This is a genomic window from Dechloromonas sp. ZS-1, from assembly GCF_039649255.1.
GTDB lineage: Bacteria > Pseudomonadota > Gammaproteobacteria > Burkholderiales > Rhodocyclaceae > Azonexus.
Window position 1 is genome coordinate 154,139 of the sequence record NZ_JBDIYD010000001.1, and the last position, 19,966, is coordinate 174,104.

16 protein-coding genes are annotated in these 19,966 nt (G+C 57.5%); 6 read left to right on the forward strand and 10 right to left on the reverse strand.

Annotation, left to right across the window (positions count from 1 at the left end):
• Positions 1 to 174: 174 nt before the first annotated feature.
• The 9 genes from AACO21_RS00765 to AACO21_RS00805 all read right to left on the reverse strand — a co-directional run bounded on the left by AACO21_RS00765 (position 175) and on the right by AACO21_RS00805 (position 13,202).
• Positions 175 to 1,644: a glutamate synthase subunit beta gene (locus tag AACO21_RS00765; protein WP_346190568.1), complete on the reverse strand. Its 1,470-nt coding sequence runs from the start codon at positions 1,642 to 1,644 to the stop codon at positions 175 to 177.
• Positions 1,644 to 6,284, reverse strand: a complete 4,641-nt coding sequence (gltB, locus tag AACO21_RS00770) for a glutamate synthase large subunit (protein ID WP_346190569.1) — start codon at positions 6,282 to 6,284, stop codon at positions 1,644 to 1,646. Before gltB ends, AACO21_RS00765 begins: the two co-directional genes overlap by 1 nt.
• 176 nt (positions 6,285 to 6,460) lie before the next feature.
• Complete coding sequence (gene aroB, locus AACO21_RS00775; RefSeq protein ID WP_346190570.1) at positions 6,461 to 7,552, reverse strand: 3-dehydroquinate synthase; 1,092 nt, start codon at positions 7,550 to 7,552, stop codon at positions 6,461 to 6,463.
• Positions 7,549 to 8,076 (reverse strand): shikimate kinase, encoded by a 528-nt coding sequence (locus AACO21_RS00780; RefSeq protein ID WP_346190571.1) that lies wholly within the window; start codon positions 8,074 to 8,076, stop codon positions 7,549 to 7,551. The genes aroB and AACO21_RS00780 overlap by 4 nt, the downstream gene beginning before the upstream one ends.
• A 75-nt stretch (positions 8,077 to 8,151) precedes the next feature.
• The gene (pilQ, locus tag AACO21_RS00785; RefSeq protein WP_346190572.1) at positions 8,152 to 10,353 is read right to left on the reverse strand and encodes a type IV pilus secretin PilQ; all 2,202 of its coding nucleotides are present in this window, start codon (positions 10,351 to 10,353) and stop codon (positions 8,152 to 8,154) included.
• Entirely contained in the window at positions 10,350 to 10,892 is a 543-nt protein-coding gene (locus tag AACO21_RS00790) for a pilus assembly protein PilP (RefSeq protein WP_346190573.1), read from the reverse strand. The genes pilQ and AACO21_RS00790 overlap by 4 nt, the downstream gene beginning before the upstream one ends.
• Entirely contained in the window at positions 10,889 to 11,551 is a 663-nt protein-coding gene (locus AACO21_RS00795; RefSeq protein ID WP_346190574.1) for a type 4a pilus biogenesis protein PilO, read from the reverse strand. Before AACO21_RS00795 ends, AACO21_RS00790 begins: the two co-directional genes overlap by 4 nt.
• Positions 11,551 to 12,120, reverse strand: coding sequence for a PilN domain-containing protein (locus AACO21_RS00800; RefSeq protein WP_346190575.1), 570 nt, complete (start codon positions 12,118 to 12,120; stop codon positions 11,551 to 11,553). The genes AACO21_RS00795 and AACO21_RS00800 overlap by 1 nt, the downstream gene beginning before the upstream one ends.
• On the reverse strand, positions 12,117 to 13,202 hold the full coding sequence (locus AACO21_RS00805) for a pilus assembly protein PilM (protein ID WP_346190576.1): 1,086 nt from the start codon (positions 13,200 to 13,202) through the stop codon (positions 12,117 to 12,119). The genes AACO21_RS00800 and AACO21_RS00805 overlap by 4 nt, the downstream gene beginning before the upstream one ends.
• A 213-nt stretch (positions 13,203 to 13,415) precedes the next feature.
• Here AACO21_RS00805 and AACO21_RS00810 point away from each other — a divergent pair, with 213 nt between their 5' ends.
• Positions 13,416 to 15,677 (forward strand): penicillin-binding protein 1A, encoded by a 2,262-nt coding sequence (locus tag AACO21_RS00810; RefSeq protein WP_346190962.1) that lies wholly within the window; start codon positions 13,416 to 13,418, stop codon positions 15,675 to 15,677.
• A 1-nt stretch (position 15,678) separates the two neighbouring features.
• Here AACO21_RS00810 and cyaY read toward each other — a convergent pair whose 3' ends face one another.
• A complete protein-coding gene (gene cyaY, locus AACO21_RS00815) occupies positions 15,679 to 15,996 on the reverse strand; it encodes an iron donor protein CyaY (RefSeq protein WP_346190577.1) in 318 nt (105 codons plus the stop codon).
• A 39-nt stretch (positions 15,997 to 16,035) separates the two neighbouring features.
• Here cyaY and AACO21_RS00820 point away from each other — a divergent pair, with 39 nt between their 5' ends.
• The 5 genes from AACO21_RS00820 (at position 16,036) to ptsP (ending at position 19,957) form a co-directional block, all read left to right on the forward strand.
• The gene (locus AACO21_RS00820; protein WP_346190578.1) at positions 16,036 to 16,221 is read left to right on the forward strand and encodes a lipoprotein; all 186 of its coding nucleotides are present in this window, start codon (positions 16,036 to 16,038) and stop codon (positions 16,219 to 16,221) included.
• A complete protein-coding gene (lysA, locus tag AACO21_RS00825; RefSeq protein ID WP_346190579.1) occupies positions 16,218 to 17,480 on the forward strand; it encodes a diaminopimelate decarboxylase in 1,263 nt (420 codons plus the stop codon). Before AACO21_RS00820 ends, lysA begins: the two co-directional genes overlap by 4 nt.
• Positions 17,481 to 17,546: 66 nt before the next feature.
• Complete coding sequence (locus AACO21_RS00830) at positions 17,547 to 17,936, forward strand: PTS fructose transporter subunit IIA (protein WP_346190581.1); 390 nt, start codon at positions 17,547 to 17,549, stop codon at positions 17,934 to 17,936.
• Positions 17,937 to 17,939: 3 nt separating this feature from the next.
• Entirely contained in the window at positions 17,940 to 18,209 is a 270-nt protein-coding gene (locus AACO21_RS00835) for an HPr family phosphocarrier protein (RefSeq protein WP_346190582.1), read from the forward strand.
• Positions 18,210 to 18,214: 5 nt separating this feature from the next.
• Entirely contained in the window at positions 18,215 to 19,957 is a 1,743-nt protein-coding gene (gene ptsP / locus AACO21_RS00840) for a phosphoenolpyruvate--protein phosphotransferase (protein WP_346190583.1), read from the forward strand.
• Positions 19,958 to 19,966: the final 9 nt, after the last annotated feature.

Below are 19,966 nucleotides of genomic sequence, written 5' to 3' on the forward strand. Positions count from 1 at the left end.
CAAGCTTGAGCCGACGTGACGCCAGCGGCGCTGATCACCGACGCTGTTCTTTGCTGGTTCGATTGCGCCCCCGCGATCAGGTTCGTTTTTTGTCATTTTTTCCGACCAACGGCAAAAACAAAGGCCCCGCCGGCTTCAAGCACGGCGGGGCCTCAGGATCAGACTGATTGTCGCTTAGCGCGGCAGGTTCGTCTCACCCATCAGGAACAGGTCCACTTCGCGGGCAGCCTGGCGGCCTTCACGGATGGCCCAGACAACCAGGGACTGGCCACGACGCACGTCGCCGGCAGCATAGACACCGTCAACGTTGGTGCGGTAGCAGCCTTCGCCTTCGGTACCCGCCTTGGCGTTGTTACGCGCATCCTTCTCGACGCCAAAGGCATCCAGCAGGGAACCCACCGGGTTGGTAAAGCCCATGGCCAGGAAAGCGGCATCACACGGCAGTTCGAATTCGGAACCGGCCACTTCAACCATCTTGCCGTCCTTCCACTCGACACGCACGGCCTTGAGTGCCTTGACGTTGCCGTTACCATCGCCGATGAATTCCTTGGTCGCCACCGCAAATTCACGCACCGTTTCACCTTCCTTGTGGGAAGAGGAGGTACGCATTTTCAGCGGCCAATACGGCCAGACCAGCGGCTTGTCTTCCTGCTCCGGCGGTGCCGGCATCAGTTCGAACTGGGTCACGGACGCAGCACCGTGACGGTAGCTGGTACCGACGCAATCGGAACCGGTATCGCCGCCACCGATCACGACAACATGCTTGCCCTTGACGTTGATCGGGTTGGCAATGCCTTGCTGCACTTCCTTGTTCTGCGGGATCAGGAACTCGAGGGCGGCATAGACGCCCTTCAGCTCACGCCCCGGCACCGGCAGGTCGCGCGGGATTTCGGAACCGGCTGCCAGAATAACGGCATCGAAGGACTTCTTCAGATCGTCTGCGGAAACGCATTCGGTCGCATCGTTGTTGATGCCGGCCGGAATGAACTTGTCGCCAACGATGACCTTGGTCTTGAAGACCACGCCTTCGGCTTGCATCTGGGAAACACGACGATCGATCACGGACTTGTTCAGCTTGAAATCCGGGATGCCGAAACCGAGCAGACCGCCGATACGGCTGGACTTCTCGAAGACGGTCACATCGTGGCCGACACGTGCCAGCTGCTGTGCAGCAGCCAGACCAGCCGGGCCGGAACCGACGACGGCAACCTTCTTGCCCGTCTTGGCGGCGGCCGGCTGCGGCACGACCCAACCCATTTCCCAGCCCTTATCGATGATGGCATGCTCGATCGACTTGATGCCGACCGGTGCCGCATTGATGCCGAGCGTACAGGCGGCTTCACACGGAGCCGGACAGATGCGGCCGGTGAAATCCGGGAAGTTGTTGGTGGAATGCAGCACATCCAGCGCCTGCTTCCAGTTGCCGCGGTAAACCAGATCATTCCAGTCCGGAATGATGTTGTTCACCGGGCAGCCGTTGTTGCAGAACGGGATGCCGCAGTCCATACAGCGTGCGCCCTGCGTCTTGGAATCGTCGTCAGACAAGGTCTGGACGAACTCCTTGTAATGCTTCAGGCGGTGTTCGACCGGTTCGTAGGCCTCTTCCAGGCGCTCGAACTCCATGAATCCAGTCGGCTTGCCCATTATGCGGCCTCCTTCTTCGCAGCAGCGGCCATCTCGGTGAGGGCGCGCTTGTATTCATGCGGATAAACTTTGACGAACTTCTCGCGGCTGGCTTCCCAGTTGGCCAGGATCGCCTTGGCGGTCTTGCTGCCGGTGTATTCGGCATGACGGGTGATCAGCTCCTTGAGCTGGTTCTCGTCAGCCTGGCCGCGATGGAGCGGCTCGCCGGCTGCGTGACGGTTGGCCGGCAGCACCTTTTCCAGCGCAACCTGAGCCAGGTTGCAGCGGTTCTTGAAGCTGCCGTCTTCGTCGAAGACGTAAGCGATACCGCCGGACATACCGGCCGCGAAGTTACGGCCGGTCATCCCCAGCACCACGACCGTACCACCGGTCATGTATTCGCAACCGTGGTCACCCACGCCTTCCACCACGGCCGTACCACCGGAGTTACGCACGCAGAAGCGCTCGCCACCCACACCGGCAAAGAAGGACTCACCCTCGGTGGCACCGTACATGACGGTGTTGCCGACGATGATGTTCTGCTGCGTATCGCCACGGAAATCCGGGCTCGGCTTGATGATGATGCGACCACCCGACAAGCCCTTGCCAACGTAGTCGTTACCTTCGCCGGTCAGTTCCAGGGTCACGCCCTTGGCCAGGAAAGCACCGAAGGCCTGGCCGGCAGTGCCGGTCAGTTTGACGTGGATGGTGTCGTCCGGCAGGCCGGCATGACCATAACGCTTGGCCACTTCGCCGGAGAGCATGGTGCCGCAGGTACGGTTGACGTTGATGATCTCGGTTTCGATCTGGACCTTCTGGCCCTTTTCGAGTGCCGGCTTGGCTTGCTCGATGAGCTTGTGATCCAGCGCCTTGTCGAGACCATGGTCCTGGCCTTCGGTATGCAGGCGCGGCACATCGGCCGGCACGGCAGGCTGATGGAAGATCTTGGAGAAATCGAGACCCTTGGCCTTCCAGTGTTCGATACCGGCACGCATGTCGAGCAGGTCGACACGGCCAACCAGATCGTCGAACTTGCGGATACCCAGTTGGGCCATCAGTTCGCGCACTTCTTCAGCAACGAAGAAGAAGTAGTTCACCACGTGCTCAGGCTGACCGGAGAAACGCTTGCGCAGTTCCGGATCCTGGGTGGCGACGCCGACCGGGCAGGTGTTCAGATGGCACTTGCGCATCATGATGCAGCCTTCGACGACCAGCGGGGCGGTGGCGAAACCGAATTCGTCCGCACCCAGCAGGGCACCGATAACCACGTCACGACCGGTCTTCATCTGACCATCGACCTGAACGCGGATACGCGAACGCAGGCGGTTCAGCACCAGGGTCTGCTGGGTTTCGGACAGGCCGAGTTCCCACGGCGTACCGGCATGCTTGATGGACGACACAGGCGAAGCACCCGTACCACCGTCGAAACCGGCGATCACGACGTGATCGGCCTTGGCCTTGGCGACACCGGCTGCCACCGTACCGACACCGACTTCCGAGACCAGCTTGACGGAGATCGAAGCGGTCGGATTGACGTTCTTCAGATCGTGGATCAGCTGAGCCAGATCCTCGATGGAGTAAATGTCGTGGTGCGGCGGCGGCGAAATGAGGGTCACGCCCGGGACGGAGTGACGCAGCTTGCCGATGTATTCGGACACCTTGGTACCCGGCAATTGACCGCCTTCACCCGGCTTCGCGCCCTGAGCCATCTTGATCTGGATCTGATCGGCATTGACCAGGTATTCGGCGGTCACACCGAAACGACCGGAGGCAACCTGCTTGATCGCAGAGCGCAGGGAATCGCCGTCCTTGAAGGTGTAATCGCGTTCGATACGCGATGCACCCACCACGTCAGACAGCTTCTGACCAGCCTTCAGGGGCTGGAAGCGCTTGGCATCTTCGCCACCTTCACCAGTATTCGACTTGCCGCCGATGCGGTTCATGGCGATGGCCAGGGTGGTGTGGGCTTCGGTCGAAATGGAACCGAGCGACATGGCACCCGTGGCGAAGCGCTTGACGATTTCCTTGGCGGATTCGACTTCGTCGAGCGGAATCGCCTGACCGGCGAACTTGAACTCGAACAAACCGCGCAGGGTCAGGTGGCGCTTGGTCTGATCATTGATCAGCTTGGCGTATTCCTTATAGGTCTCGTACTTGCCGGAGCGGGTCGAGTGCTGCAGCTTGGCGATCGAGTCCGGCGTCCACATGTGGTCTTCACCACGGACACGGAAGGCGTATTCGCCACCGGCATCCAGCATGTTGGTCAGCACCGGGTCAGCCGAGAAGGCTTCGTTGTGCAGACGGATGGCTTCTTCTGCCACTTCGAACACACCGATCCCTTCGACGTTGGACGGGGTACCGGTGAAGTACTTCTCGATGAAGTCCTTCTTCAGACCGATGGCTTCGAAAATCTGCGCGCCGGTATAGGACATGTAGGTCGAGATGCCCATCTTGGACATGACCTTGCACAGGCCCTTGCCGATGGCCTTGATGAAGTTCTTGGTGAACTTCTCGGCCTTTTCGGCGTCGCCCTTGGCCAGGCTCTCGATGGTTTCGAGGGCGAGGTAGGGGTGGACCGCTTCGGCGCCATAACCGCCGAGCAGGGCAAAGTGATGCACTTCACGTGCAGAGCCGGTTTCAACCACCAGACCAGCCGAGGTACGCAGGCCCTTCTTCACCAGATGCTGGTGGACGGTCGACGTGGCCAGCAGGGCCGGAATGGCGACATTGTCGGCATCCAGCTTGCGGTCGGAAACGATCAGGATGTTGGCACCGGAACGCACTGCATCCTCGGCATCAGCAGCCAGCGAAGCCAGACGGGCTTCAATGCCTTCCTTGCCCCAGGACACCGGATAGCAGATATCCAGCTCGAAAGAGCGGAACTTGCCGGAGGTGTACTGCTCGATATTGCGCAGTTTCTCGATGTCGGCAAAGGACAGGACCGGCTGGGAGACTTCCAGACGGATCGGCGGATTGATGTCGTTGGTGTTCAGCAGGTTCGGCTTCGGACCGATGAACGACACGAGCGACATGACCAGTTCTTCACGGATCGGATCGATCGGCGGGTTCGTCACCTGGGCGAACAACTGCTTGAAGTAGGTGTAGAGGGTCTTGTTCTTCTTCGAGAGAACCGGCAGCGAGCTGTCCGTACCCATCGAACCCGTTGCTTCTTCACCGTTCTGAACCATCGGCTCCAGGATGACCTTGATGTCTTCCTGGGTGTAACCGAAGGCCTGCTGGCGATCGAGCAGAGCAGCGGCAGAGGCGGCCGGAGCTTGCTCGGCCGGGGCCTCAACCTCATCCAGCTTGATGCGGATCTTGTCGATCCACTCGCGGTAGGGCTTGGAATTGGCGAGGGAGTCCTTCAACTCTTTGTCGTCGATGATGCGGCCCTGTTCCATGTCGATCAGGAACATCTTGCCCGGTTGCAGGCGCCACTTCTTGACGATTTTCTTTTCCGGAATCGGCAACACGCCGGATTCGGAGGCCATGACGACGAGGTCATCGTCGGTCACCAGGTAGCGAGCCGGACGCAGGCCGTTACGGTCCAGCGTGGCGCCGATCTGGCGGCCGTCGGTAAAGGCCACGGCAGCCGGGCCGTCCCACGGCTCCATCATGGCAGCATGGTATTCGTAGAAGGCGCGACGGTTTTCGTCCATCGTCGTGTGCTTTTCCCAAGCTTCCGGGATCATCAGCATGACGGCCTGGGCGAGGGAATAGCCACCGCCCATGACCAGCAGTTCGAGGGCGTTATCGAACGAAGCGGAGTCCGACTGGCCCGGATAGTGCAGCGGCCAGATTTTCTTCAGGTCATCGCCAAGGATCGGCGAAGAGATGGCCTGCTCGCGCGCCTTGAACCAATTGACGTTACCGCGCACCGTGTTGATTTCGCCGTTGTGGGCGATGTAACGGAACGGGTGGGCCAGATCCCAGGTCGGGAAGGTGTTGGTCGAGAAGCGCTGGTGCACCAGTGCCAAGGCGGAGGTCGTGCGCTTGTCCTGAAGGTCGTAGTAATAGACACCGACCTGATCGGCCAGCAGCAGGCCCTTGTAGTTCACGGTCCGGGCCGAGAACGACGGCACGTAGAATTCCTGACCGTGCTTCAGCTTGAGCGACTTGATCGCGTTGGCAGCACGACGGCGGATCACGTACAGCTTGCGCTCGAGAGCGTCCGTCACGAAGACGTCCGGACCGCGACCGACGAAGACTTGCTTGATGATCGGCTCTTTGGCACGAACAGTCGGCGACATCGGCATGTCACGATTCACCGGCACATCACGCCAGGCGATCAGACGCTGGCCTTCGGCGGCGATAGAACGCTCGATTTCTTCGATGCAGGCCTGGCGGGAAGCGGCTTCCTGGGGCAGGAAGACCATACCGACGCCATACTCGCCGGCCGGCGGCAAATCGACGCCTTGCTTCGCCATCTCTTCGCGATAGAACAGGTCCGGAATCTGAATCAGAATACCGGCGCCATCGCCCTGCAAGGGGTCGGCACCCACGGCACCGCGGTGATCCAGGTTTTTCAGGATCAACAAACCCTGCTCAACGATGCTGTGGCTTTTCTGCCCCTTGAAATGGGCTACAAAACCTACGCCACAGGCGTCGTGCTCGTTGGCGGGGTCGTACAAACCCTGCCGCTCAGGTACTGCCGGTTCCATCACTGTCGTTCCTTCAAAAAACTCGGCCAATGAAATCAAGGACCAAAGATAAAAAAAGCCGGCCACCCCTTCGGCTAGCCGGCTTGTACGAATATTAGGGGCAACTACGCAATATACCCCGAAAACCCCGTCAATTCAAGATGCTGCGACGCACCAAATTAGGTCATGCAGGGCGCTTAGCCCCCATCGCAACGTGCCTGAATGGCCTCGGCCATCTGCGCTTCCGTCGCGATGTCGGAAATGACACCCTGACCGATCGATTTCAGCAGGACCAGACGCATCTTTCCATCCTGAACCTTCTTGTCGTGACGCATCAGTTCAATGTAACGCGCAGCCCCCAGCGCAGGGCCACGCACCGGCAGATCCGCCGCCTTGAAAATACGCTCTATCCGTGCACAATCGTCTGCAGTCAGCCAACCCAAATGCATCGACAGTTCAGCCGCAATCAAGGTGCCGGCAGAGACCGCTTCGCCATGCAACCACACCCCGTAGCCCATGCCGGTTTCGATGGCGTGGCCGAAGGTATGCCCCAGATTGAGCAAGGCACGCTCGCCCGTTTCGCGCTCATCCGCAGCGACAACGTCTGCCTTGTTCTGACAAGAGCGATGTACCGCATAAATCAGTGCCTCACGATCTCTCGCCAGCAAGCGTGGCATGTTGCCCTCAAGCCATGAAAAGAACTCGGGGTCACGAATCAAGCCATACTTGATGACCTCCGCCAGGCCGGCTTTCAACTCCCTGTTCGGCAAAGTATCCAGCGTGGAGATATCCGCCAGGACCAGACGCGGCTGATAAAACGCGCCGATCATGTTCTTGCCGAGCGGATGATTGATCGCCGTCTTCCCGCCGACCGATGAATCGACCTGAGACAGCAATGTCGTCGGAACCTGGATAAAAGGCATGCCACGCTGGTAACACGCTGCAGCAAAGCCCCCCATGTCCCCAATCACCCCTCCGCCCAAGGCCACCAGCGTCGTGTTGCGTTCACAGTGACTGGCCAATAACGCATCAAAAATCTGGTTAAGTGTTTCCCAGGTTTTGAAGGCCTCACCATCCGGCAAGACCACTGAAAGCGCGGAAATTCCGGCTGTTTCGAGCGTCGACCGCAAGCGATCAAGATACAAGGGGGCAATCGTCTCATTGGTGACGATCAGGGCCTTGCGCTGCTTGAAAAAGGGTTGGATCAGCGCCGGGTCAGCCAACAAACCGGTTCCGATATGAATGGGGTAACTACGCTCCCCCAAAGCGACATTGAGTGTTTGGTTCATAGCAGGGGTAGTTGGCTGTATTCACGAATAAGATGGTGCACGATCCCGCTTGCAAGCAACTGGTTCCCCTCGATCACGATATTCGCCACATCGCGATAAAAGGGGTCTCGCTGGGCATGCAGTTCTTCCAGTTTGCCCAAGGGGTCCGCGACCTGCAAAAGCGGACGATTTTTGTCGTGGCGGGTACGTTCATAGAGCAGTCTGGGCGGCACATTGAGATAGACCGTCCAACCGGTTTCACGGAGGCGCTGGCGATTCTCGGGATTGATGACCACACCACCGCCGGTGGCCATCACGATACCGGACTCGGCCGTCAACTCAACGATTGTCTGCGCCTCCCGACGCCGAAAGCCCGCTTCGCCCTCGATCTCAAAAATCGTTGGGATCGGCACACCTGTCCGTGCCACGATTTCATGGTCGGAATCGTAGAAGCGGCGGCCCAGACGTTTGGCCAGTTGCTTGCCAATCGTCGTCTTGCCCGCCCCCATCAAGCCGACCAGATAGATGTTTTTACTATTTTCCACGCCCGCGATTCTAGCCGACTCTTGGCTACTAACAAAAAAGGCCGGCAAAGCCGGCCTTTTGAAAGCGCTTCAGAATTAGTCCAAACGCATTTTTTCTGAAATGATGCGAGGCGTGATGAAGACCAACAACTCGCGACGTTTACCAATCTCATTCTTATATTTAAACATCCAGCCCAATACTGGAATATCCCCCAACAAGGGCACCTTTTCAACGGAGTTCTGTGTGTTCGTAATATAGACCCCACCCACGACCACCGTACCCCCATTCTCAACAACCACATTGGTCTCCACCACCGAACTTTTGATCGGGGGATTTCCCAATACAGCATTGGTCCAATCAGCCTCTTCCTTCTTGATGACGAGATTCATCTTGACGGTCCCTTCCGGCGTTATCTGAGGCGTCGCCTCAAGCACCAGTTTGGCAGGCTTAAAACTTACTGTCTGCGTCACCACCCCGCCTGAGTTCGTAGTAGTGACATAGGGTATTTCAGTCCCATCCTCAATCTTGGCTTTAACGTTATTGGCAGTAATCACTCGCGGCGACGACACAATCCGACCGACCCCATCAATTTCCAGTGCAGCCAATTCAAGATTCAAAATGCGAGTCAGAGAGGCATTAAACAAAGAGAAAGCCAATGTCCCCCCCTTCGACGCATAGGATGGAAGATTAATACCAATGTTATTTGCGCTTGTTTGAGTCCCCGGTGTTGACGTCCCCGTGGTCACACCTGTTTCCAGGTTAACACTGCTACTTCGCGTCGGAGGAGAATATGCCCCGCCGCCCAAGTAAGTTCCACTGCCCCCCAACTGCACAGGCTGACGGTTCAGGAAATTGAGCTTCGCACCTAGGGTCTTATTAAAATCATCTGTCGCCTCAACAACCCGAGCTTCAATTAAAACCTGCTTCGCACCAATATCCACTGCTTTGATGAAGGCACGAATTTCATCCATTTTAGAAGGAATATCGTTAACAAAAATCTGGTTGGATTGAATATCGGCAATCACACTGCCGCGTTTGCTTAGCATTCTGAGTGCATTTTGCGTGTTCGACCCAGGCGTTGGCATCGGCACTGATTGCCCCGCGGGCCCCAGTGGCGCCAGACCGGCAAGCAAGCGGGCCACATCCGCAGCTTTGGCATAGTTCAATACAAATTGTTCGGATTGCAGCGGTTCCAGTTCACTGATCTGTTGCTTGGATTCGAACTCAGTTTTTTCGCGTGTTGCAATTTCATCGCGAGGGGCAATCATGATGATGTTGCCCTTCTTCCGCATATCCAAGCCTTTTTGCTGGAAGATGATATCGATTACCTGGTCCGCCGGTACATCTTTCAAAACCAGCGTCGTAGAGCCAGTCACCGTTTCGCTGATGACTGCATTCAAGCCTAACTCTTCCGCCATCAAGCGCAGTAACGCACGAACATCGCCATTTTGATAGTTAATGCTGACGCGCGGCCCCTGGTAGCCGGTTTTTGTTCCTTGAACGAGTTTATTGGGATCTTCAACAATGCGTTTAACTTCAATAACGAACTGGTTGTCGCTTTGATAGGCGTTATGCTCCCACTGCCCCTTTGGTGTAATCACCATGCGTACATTATCGCCAAACGGTTTGGTTTCAATGGTCGAAATTGGGGTTGCAAAATCCAGCACATCCAAGCGACGGCGCAAACTGTCAGGCAGCGTGGTTTTCGAAAAATCAACCAACAATGAAGTTCCTTGTTGGCGAATATCAATCCCGGTACCCGCATCGCTCAGATCAACAATAACCCGCCCTTCACCATCTTTGCCGCGCCGGAAAGAAATATCGCGAATCGCATGCTTGCTCCCAACCAGGGTTTCTTCCGCAAATCGACTACCGCGCTGAACTTGTGCATCTGAAATACGCGCAATCGGGGAAAGCAGCACATACAAGGAACGGCCATCGAGGCGGGTTGAATAATTCATATTGCGGGTCAGATTCAGGACCAATCGTGTCCGCTCGCCCACTTGCACGATATTCAAGCTGTGCAAATCTCCCTCATTCACCACCTGTGCATTTTTACCCAGGCCGTTTGTGGTTGCCGGAAAATCCAGTGCAATTTTTGCGGGATTCGCCACACTGAATCCTGCAGGCCCTTTTGCAAGCGGTTCCTTAAGATCAATCTTGACGGCAACATCGGTGCCTTGCGGAGAGACGTTAATTGCCTCGATCACATTCGAGGGCGTTTGTGCCAATACACTCCCAGCCCAAAACAGGCTGCCAGCCAAGGCGACAAGCCGGAGACGATTGATCAATTTCATTGCTTACTTCCCTCCTTGCTCTGCAGGAAAAGCGAACTCTTGCGCTCGCTCCAATCACCGGCAGAATCCTGAATCAATTCCCTCAACTCGATTTCCTTATCCGTGATTTTGGTCACCATCCCGAAATCGAGGCCAAGATAATCACCCATCTTGACTTGTTTTACTTTATCCTCAACCTGAACAACGGCAATCGGCTGCCGATTAATATTCATGTATCCAATCATTTTCAATGATTCGATCGGATATTTTTCAAGCAGATTATTTCTAAGGTCCCTGGCCTCAAAATCAGGCTGAAAAGCACCGCCCTTGCCATTGAAGCGATTTTTAGCATCGGGCTCAATTTTGCTGGCCTTGAAGGGGTCGAGTTGCCCCTCCACCGTATAGGGCACCGGCTCATAAGGCAGAACCTCGGGTAGCTTCGGGATATTGCCACGCATATCTTTTGCGCTATCCGTCATCCACTGACGCAAGTCTTCATGATCTGCGCCGCCACAGCCCGACAACAAGAGAATCATCGAAAAAGCGATCAGCTTATTCACTTTTTAGCCCCCTGCAGCGCCTTTTTCTGTCGAGCGACCTCTTCATCGTCCAAGTAACGGAAAGTCTTTGTCGTTGCATCCAAGGTCAGCAAGCCGCCGTCCTTCATCGGGGTAATCGCGATATTGTTGAGCGTGACGATGCGTGGCAATTTTGCAATATCAGCAGCGAAAGCCCCGATATCATGGTAAGTACCGTTAATGCGAACAGCGATCGGCATTTCCGCATAAAAATCCTTGAATTCTTCATTGCCCGGACGGAAGAGTTCAAATTGCAGGCCACGTCCCAGACCTGCCTGGTTAATCTCAATCAGCAATGACTCGATTTCGGATTTGTTAGGAAGTTGCTTGAGGAGTGCGCCGAACGAGCGGTCAATATCTGCCAACTGCTGCGTGTAGAGGTCAAGATTGATCGCCTGACGCTTTTTTTCCAGATATTGCTGGCGCAACGTCTGCTCTTCTTGTTCCTTGGTTTCCAGCTCCGTCAGCTGATCACTCCAAACAAACCACCAGCCGGCAATCAAGACGGCCAAAAACCAGCCCGCCAGGATCACCACTTTCGGAATCAGGGGCCATGCGCCCGGATCATTCGGATTGAGATAGCGAAATTCGTCGGCAATCTTCTGGAAGTCGACTTGAGGCAATGTCAGCGATTTAGCCATTATTTCTTCACCTTGCCGTCGTCAGCTTTCACGCGAGTCAGGGTTACGTTCATGACAAATTCGTTAATACGCCGCCCATGCAGAACCCCCGCCTTAACTTCAACCAATTGAGGATTCTCAAGCCAGGGAGAGGCCTCCAGATTGCGCATCAATGCGGAAACACGCGCATTGGATTGTGCATATCCGGTCATGTTGACCGTCAGACCATCCTGTTTCAGTGTCTTCAAATACACACCTTCAGGCACTTGCGACACCATCTCGCTCAACAAGTAGACCGTCTCGCCACGGTCGCGCTGCAGGTTCTCAATAATCTGTTTACGTGCCAACAGCGCCTGCGTCTGTTCCTTGAGACGCTTGATCTGATCAAGTTGCGCATCGAGTTTGGCAATTTCCGTTTTCAGGAAATTGTTCGTTTCCTGTTGGCTATCCACATAGCCCGAGATGAACGTGAACCCAGCAAAAACGATAAGCGTAGCCAGTACGGATATCAAACCACCCAGTACGTAAAATTGCTGGCGTCGAGCCTTCCGAGCCTCTTCCCGGTGGGGGAGCAGATTAATGCGGATCATGCTGGGTCAAACCTCCGCAGAGCAAGGCCACAGGCAATCATCAACGATGATGCATCAGCAAGGAGTGCCTTGGAACGTACCCAATCCGAAACAGCCATGTTCGCAAAGGGGTTGGCAAGCAAGGTATTCACTTGAGTGCGGGTTGCGACAATATCTTCAATCCCGGGCATGACCGCGCACCCACCGGCAAGCACGATATGGTCAACGTGGTTGAATTGAGTGGATGTAAAGAAGAATTGCAGAGCACGGGAAATCTCCAATGCCAGCCCTTCCATGAACGGCACTTGCAACTCGGTTTCGTATCCCTCGGGCAAATCTCCACGCCGCTTCGCAGCCTCCGCATCATCCAGGTTCATCCCGAAATGACGGGCGATTTCCTGAGTCAACTGATGGCCACCGAAAGCCTGTTCGCGGCTATATACCTGCTGACCGTTACGAAGCACCGTCAGCGTCGTGACGTTGGCCCCAGCGTCGACCAGGGCAACAATCTGGTTGCGCCCGGCATCTGGCAACTGACGCTGAATCAACTCGAATGCCGCCAGCGATGCCAGAGACTCAACGTCCATGACGGTGGCCTTCAAGCCAGCCGCTTCGGCAACCGCAACCCGGTCCTCGACACGCTCTTTTTTGGAGGCAGCAATCAACACCTCCAACTCGTCGGCAGAAACAGGCGAACGCCCAATGACCTGATAGTCGAGATTCACTTCCTCGATGGCAAACGGAATGTACTGATTGGCTTCTGTTTCAACCAGAATGCCCAACTCTTCTTCACGCAAGCCAGCGGGCACGATGATTTTTTTCGTGATGACCGCCGAAGTAGGCAGGGCCATGGCGACGTTGCGCGTCGAGGTACCCAAACGCTTCCAGGCTCGCTTGACCGACTCAACAGCACCATCGTGATTGACAATATTGCCGTCTGCGACGGCATCCTTGGGGAGAACTTCAATGGCATAGCGTTCAACGCGATAGCCATTTTTCCCATCCGCAGCAAGCTCTACCAGCTTGACCGCAGACGAACTGATGTCCAAGCCAAGCAGGGATTTTGCCTTTGGATTGAGCAAAGCGGAGATATCGAAACGCACAGCCCCCCCAAAAAACCTTTACAGAATACGTAGTTAGATAAAAATCCAATAATTCACTTCAAATCCTAGCAACAAGCCCCAATGCTGTAAAGGACTTTCATGAGGCCACATCCTGCCAGCGTATAATGCCCCGCAGTCAATTTACTTTTTTAAATGGCCTCAACCGTGCCGAACGCCCCTACCTCGCTTCGCATTCTGCTGTACCCCTTGCTGATGATCGCCGGCGCCATCGCAATCGTCATTGCCGTCGGCATGATCATGGTAGTCCTGGCCTATCCCAATCTTCCTTCTCTGGAAGTACTCACGGACTACCGCCCCAAGATTCCCTTGCGTATCTACTCAGCAGACGGACATCTGATTGGCGAGTTCGGTGAGGAACGACGCGCTGTCGTGAATATCCAGGAAGTGCCGGACATCATGAAGCAGGCCATTCTCTCGGCAGAAGATGACCGATTCTATCATCACAACGGCATTGATTATGTCGGCGTCATTCGCGCTGCGGTCACAAACGTTATCGGCGGAGGCAAACGTCAGGGCGCGTCGACGATCACCCAACAGGTTGCACGCAATTTTTTCCTGACCGGTGAGAAAACTTACACCCGTAAGCTCTACGAAGCGTTGCTGTCCTTCAAGATCGAAAACAACCTGAGCAAGGACCAGATTCTTGAGCTTTACATCAATCAGATTTTCCTCGGTCAGCGCGCCTACGGTTTTGCCGCCGCCGCCCAGATTTATTTCGGAAAACCGCTGAAGGACATTTCCATTGCCGAAGCAGCCATGCTCGCCGGGCTCCCGAAGGCCCCGTCCGCATATAACCCGATCGTCAATCCCAAGCGCGCCAAGTTGCGTCAGCAATATGTGCTGCGCCGCATGCACGAACTCGGCCACATCACCGACGCTCAACACGAAGCAGCCTTGAAAGAGCCGCTGGTGCTGCGTCGAGAACTCGGCGACTACGCGGTCCACGCCGAATACGTTGCCGAAATGGCCCGGCAAATGGTCGTTGAGCGCTTCCCGGAGGATGTCTACACGCGTGGCCTCAAGGTGTACACCACCCTGATCAAAGCAGAACAGGAAGCCGCTTACAACAGCCTGCGCAAAGGCGTGATGGACTATGACCGGCGACATGGCTACCGGGGCGCAGAAGCGTACCTGGAGATGAAACAGATCACCTCGGATCAGGACGAAGCCCTGGATGACGCGCTGCACGATATTGTCGATGCCGGCGACCTCGTTCCGGCCATTGTCCTGAGTGCGGACAACAAACAACTCCGCGCTTATCGCCGTGGAGGCGAAATCGTGAGTCTGGCAGGCGACAGCCTCAAATTCGCGGCCCGCATGCTGGACGACAAGGCGCCGCCCAACAAGCGACTGAAGCGCGGCGCCGTCATTCGACTGCAGAAGGATGACAAGGGACAATGGCAAATTGCCCAGCTCCCTGAAGTGGAGTCAGCCTTTGTGGCGGTCGACCCGCAAAGTGGCGCCATTCGCGCGCTGGTCGGTGGCTTTGACTTCAATCGAAACAAATACAACCACGTGACTCAGGCCTGGCGCCAGCCCGGCTCCAGCTTCAAGCCCTTCATCTATTCGGCCTCCCTGGAAAAAGGCTACACGCCGGGCAGCATCGTTGCCGACGAACCCATCGTGATTCCGGCAAGCCAGACCGGCGCTCAGGCGTGGGAGCCGCATAACTACGACGGCAAATATGAAGGCCCCATGAAGCTGCGGACCGCGCTGGCCAAATCCAAGAACATGGTCTCGATTCGTATCCTGCAAGCGATGGGAACCCAATACGCCCAGGACTACACCTCGCGCTTTGGTTTTGACGCCGACAAACACCCGCCTTACCTGACCATGGCACTGGGCGCCGGCTCGGTCACCCCGTGGCAGATGGTGACCGGCTACGCGGTATTTGCCAATGGCGGCTTCAAGATCAGCCCTTACGTGGTCAGCGAAATCCGCGATGAAAAAAATCAGGTGCTGGCCCAGGCTGCAGCCACGCCAGCAGGAGATGAAAGCATTCGCGTCATTGATCCGCGCAATGCCTTCATGATGGACGCCATGCTGCGCGACGTGACGATTTACGGTACCGCCGCCCGCGCCTCGGCTACCCTGAAACGGCAGGATCTGGCCGGCAAGACGGGCACCACGAACGAGTACGTCGATGCCTGGTTCTGCGGTTACCAGATGACGGCAGCAGGGTGCGCCTGGGTTGGCTTCGATCAGCCAAAGAAGCTGGGCGACAAGGAAACCGGCGGGGTCGCCGCCCTCCCGATCTGGATCGGCTACATGCAACGGGCCCTGAAAGATGTTCCGCCGCAAACGCCACCGATGCCGGACGGCCTCGTGGCACAAGGCGAAGGGCGCGACCGCAACTACATTTACGCGGAAAACATCGGTCAGGCGCCGGCGCCTGACGAAGCCGCAGCCTTGCCCGAACCCAAACCGGATCTGAGCAAGCCGCCCAGCGACTAAGTCAGCGCAAGACCACGGTCTCGCCAGCCTGCTGGCTGGCGAGGGCGGACAGCTTCTGCATCAGCTCCTGTCCGTCACGGGTGTCCACCCAGGCAGCACCATCCCAGCGGAAATGGAAGCCGCCCGCACGGGCCGCCACCCAGATTTCCTTGGCAACGGCATGGCGGTTCACAATGATTTTGCTGCCATCCTCAAACTCGATTTCCAGCACGCCACCGGCGGCCAACTCGAAATCGATCTCCGCATCGACGGCCTCCAGCGCCGATTCGATACGGGTCATGGCCGTGCCGGCCAGTGCGTTAAAATCCTTGTCTTCCATCGTGTTACCATCCTTTTTCTTACTGACCAGTCCGTCCCCATGTCCCGAATTGCTGTCGCCTTGCTGTGTCTGAGCCTGACCGCCTGTGGCCTGAAAGGCCCTTTGGTGCTACCGCCGGGACCGGCACCGGAGCCCTGGCTTGGCAATGCCAAGCCGACGCCCAAACCGGCAAAACGGCCGGATGTTAGCACGGACACCCCAACCCCTTCCGCACAGCCAGAATGACCGCCTTTACTCAGAAAAACGGTGTCCTGCACGCCGAAAACGTCGCCCTGACCGCCATTGCCGAACAATTCGGCACGCCCGCCTACGTGTATTCCCGCGCCGCGCTGGAAAGTGCGCTGCAGGAATTTCTGGATGTACTGACGGTCCATCCGGCCGGGCAGGGTGCCTTGGTCTGCTATGCCGTGAAGGCCAATTCGAACCTCGCAGTCCTCAACCTCTTTGCCCGCATGGGTGCGGGTTTCGACATCGTCTCCGGCGGCGAGTTGCAGCGCGTTCTGGCTGCTGGCGCGGACCCGAAAAAAGTTGTCTTCTCCGGCGTGGGCAAGACACCGGCAGAAATGCGCCAGGCCCTTGAGGCCGGTATTTTCTGCTTCAACATCGAATCCGCCCCTGAACTTGAGCGTCTGAACGAGGTGGCCGCTGCCTGCGGCAAGCGTGCGCCGATCAGTTTCCGGGTCAATCCGAACGTTGACCCCAAGACCCACCCCTATATTTCGACGGGGCTGAAAGAGGCCAAGTTCGGCATCGCCTACGAACAGGCACTCAGTCTTTACCGCCAAGCGGCTGCCCTGCCGCATATCGAGGTGGCCGGGATCGATTGCCACATCGGCTCGCAACTGCTCGATCCCTCGCCCTTCGTCGAGGCACTCGACCGCATTTTGGCCCTCATCGACCAGTTGACCGCCGAAGGCATTCACCTGCACCACATCGATCTCGGTGGCGGCCTCGGTATCCAGTACAAGGCCGACCAGGTCCAGCCGACCGTGGCGGCCTACCTGACCCCCTTGCTCGACAAGCTGAACGGGCGTGGCTTGCAGGTAGTCCTTGAACCGGGTCGTCGCCTGGTCGGCAATGCCGGCCTGCTGCTGACCCGCGTTGAGTTCCTGAAGGAAGGCGAGGGCAAGAACTTCGCCATCATCGATGCGGCCATGAACGACCTGATGCGTCCGGCCCTCTACGAAGCCTGGCACGACATCAACCCGGTCCTGGCCCGCGCCGGTACGCCCCGGGATTACGACGTGGTCGGCCCGGTGTGCGAAACCGGAGACTTCCTCGGCCAGGCCCGCCCGCTCTGCGTGCAGCCCGGCGACCTGCTGGCGGTCATGTCGGCCGGCGCCTACGGCATGGCCATGGCTTCCAACTACAACACCCGCCCACGCGCCGTCGAAGTGATGGTGGACGGCGACCAAGTCCACCAAATCCGCAAACGGGAAACCGTGTCTGAATTGATGGCCGGCGAAAGCCAACTCCCGGCATGATCTCCAAACCCCGCCGCAAGCGGGGTTTTCTTTTGCCGCCGACAGGGAAGCGTTAGAATCAGCCGCATGATTGGAATCTTGCTCATCACCCACGGCAGCTACGGCGAAGCCCTGGTTCAGAATGCCTGCCACGTCCTGAACAAACGTCCGGTTCAGCTCGCCCAGTTGGGGATCGCCGCACAGGATGATCCGCTGGATCTGCTGCCGCTCGCCCAAAACATGCTGCGTCTTGTCGATACAGGCGACGGGGCGCTGGTCCTCACCGATATTTTTGGGGCGAGTCCGGCCAATCTGGCCATGAAGCTCCTCGAAGCAGGGCGCATCGAAGGTCTCTCCGGTGTCAATCTGCCCATGCTGTTACGTGCCATTGTGTACCGGGAAAAAGGAATGGAAGTCCTGCTCCAGCGTGCACGCGACGGCGGCCGCGACGGCGTCCTCAACATGCTCGATCACTGACCCATGCTCACTCAAGAAACCGAAATCATCAACAAACTGGGCCTGCACGCGCGGGCTTCGGCCAAACTGACCCAACTCGCCGGCAAATACAAGTGCGAAGTCTGGATGAGCAAAGGCAGCCGCCGCATCAACGCCAAAAGCATCATGGGGGTCATGATGCTCGCCGCCGGTAAAGGCTCCAAGGTGGTCCTGGAAACTGACGGGCCGGATGAGGCCGATGCCATGCAAGCCCTGCTGGCCCTGATTGCGGACTATTTCGGAGAAGGGGAATAAGCACCATGAGTTTTGTCCTGCATGGCCTGGGCGTATCGGGTGGCATCGCCATCGGGCGGGCCATGCTGATGTCGCATGCGACCCTGGAAGTCTCCCACCTGACGATTCCGGCCCGCTCGGTCGACAAGGAAATCGCCCGTTTTGACAGTGCCGTGCTGGCCGTCAAGAACGAACTGATCCAGATGAAGGAAAACACCGAGCACGCCCCGGCGGAACTCGCAGCCTTCATCGACATCCACACCATGTTCCTGGAAGACCCGGAGCTCGTGGACAAGCCCCGCGAGCTGATCCGCGAACGCCGCTGCAATGCCGAATGGGCCCTGGTTCAACAGATGGAGCATCTGGTGGATCAGTTCGAGGCGTTTGACGATCCCTATCTGCGCGAGCGGAAATTCGACGTCGTGCAGGTCGTGGAGCGGGTCGTCAAGGAACTGCTCGGCCACGCCGGACGCCCCGCCCCCAAGGTCAGCAAGGGGACGAAGGAAGAAGCCCTGATTGTCGTGGCCCACGATCTCTCGCCGGCCGACACCATCTCCTTCAAGGATCACCGTTTTGCCTCCTTCATCACCGATGTCGGCGGTGCCACCTCGCATACGGCCATCCTGGCCCGCTCCATGGCCATCCCGTCCATCGTCGGCCTGGAAAATGCGCGCGCCCTGATCCGTGACGGCGAACAGCTGATCATCGACGGTACCCGCGGCGTCGTCATCGTCAATCCGGACCCGCGCATCCTGGAGGAGTACCAGCTTCGTAAAAACCAGATCGAACTGGAAAGAAGCAAGCTCAAACGCCTCAAAACCGCAAAATCGGAGACGATCGACGAGGTTCCCGTCAGCCTGTACGCGAACATCGAATTGCCGGGCGATGTGCCGGTCGCCCTGGAGGCCGGTGCCGAAGGGGTGGGGCTCTTCCGTACCGAGTTCCTCTTCCTCGACCGCGGCGACATGCCCGATGAGCGGGAGCAATACGACGCCTACAAGAAGGTCGTCAAAGGCATGAATGGCCGCCCGGTCACCATCCGGACCTTCGATCTGGGCAACGACAAGGACATCCGCCCGGAGAGCACCCTGGGCGACCGGGTTAAAACCAACCCGGCACTCGGTCGGCGTGCGATCCGTCTTTCCCTGTCCGAACCGCAGATGTTCCAGATTCAGCTGCGGGCCATTCTGCGGGCATCGAAGTACGGACCGATCAAACTGCTCATCCCGATGCTGGCCCATGCGCACGAAATCGATCAGACCCTGGCCGCCCTTGAGCAGGCCAAGGCCAGTCTGCGCGCCGAAAAAGTCACGTTCGACGAACACATCCAGGTCGGCGGCATGATCGAAATCCCGGCTGCTGCACTGGCCGTCGGCCTCTTTCTGCGGCGCCTCGATTTCCTCTCGATCGGCACCAACGACCTGATTCAATACACCCTTGCCATCGACCGCTCCGACGAGCAGGTGGCCAGCCTGTACGATCCGCTTCACCCCGCCGTCCTCATGCTGCTCGCCCACACGATTTCCAGCGCGGAAAAAGTCGGCATCCCGGTTTCGGTCTGCGGCGAACTCGCCGGCGATCCGGCTCTGACCCGCCTGCTCCTGGGCATGGGCCTGCGTATTTTCTCCATGCATCCCTCGCAAATTCTTGAGGTCAAAAACCGGGTGCTGAAATCCGACATCGGCGAGTTGATCCCGCATGTCCGTCGGATGCTGCGCCTGGAAGAACCGGGCAAGCTGCGCGAGGCCCTGGAAAAACTGAACGCCTGAGAGGCTCAC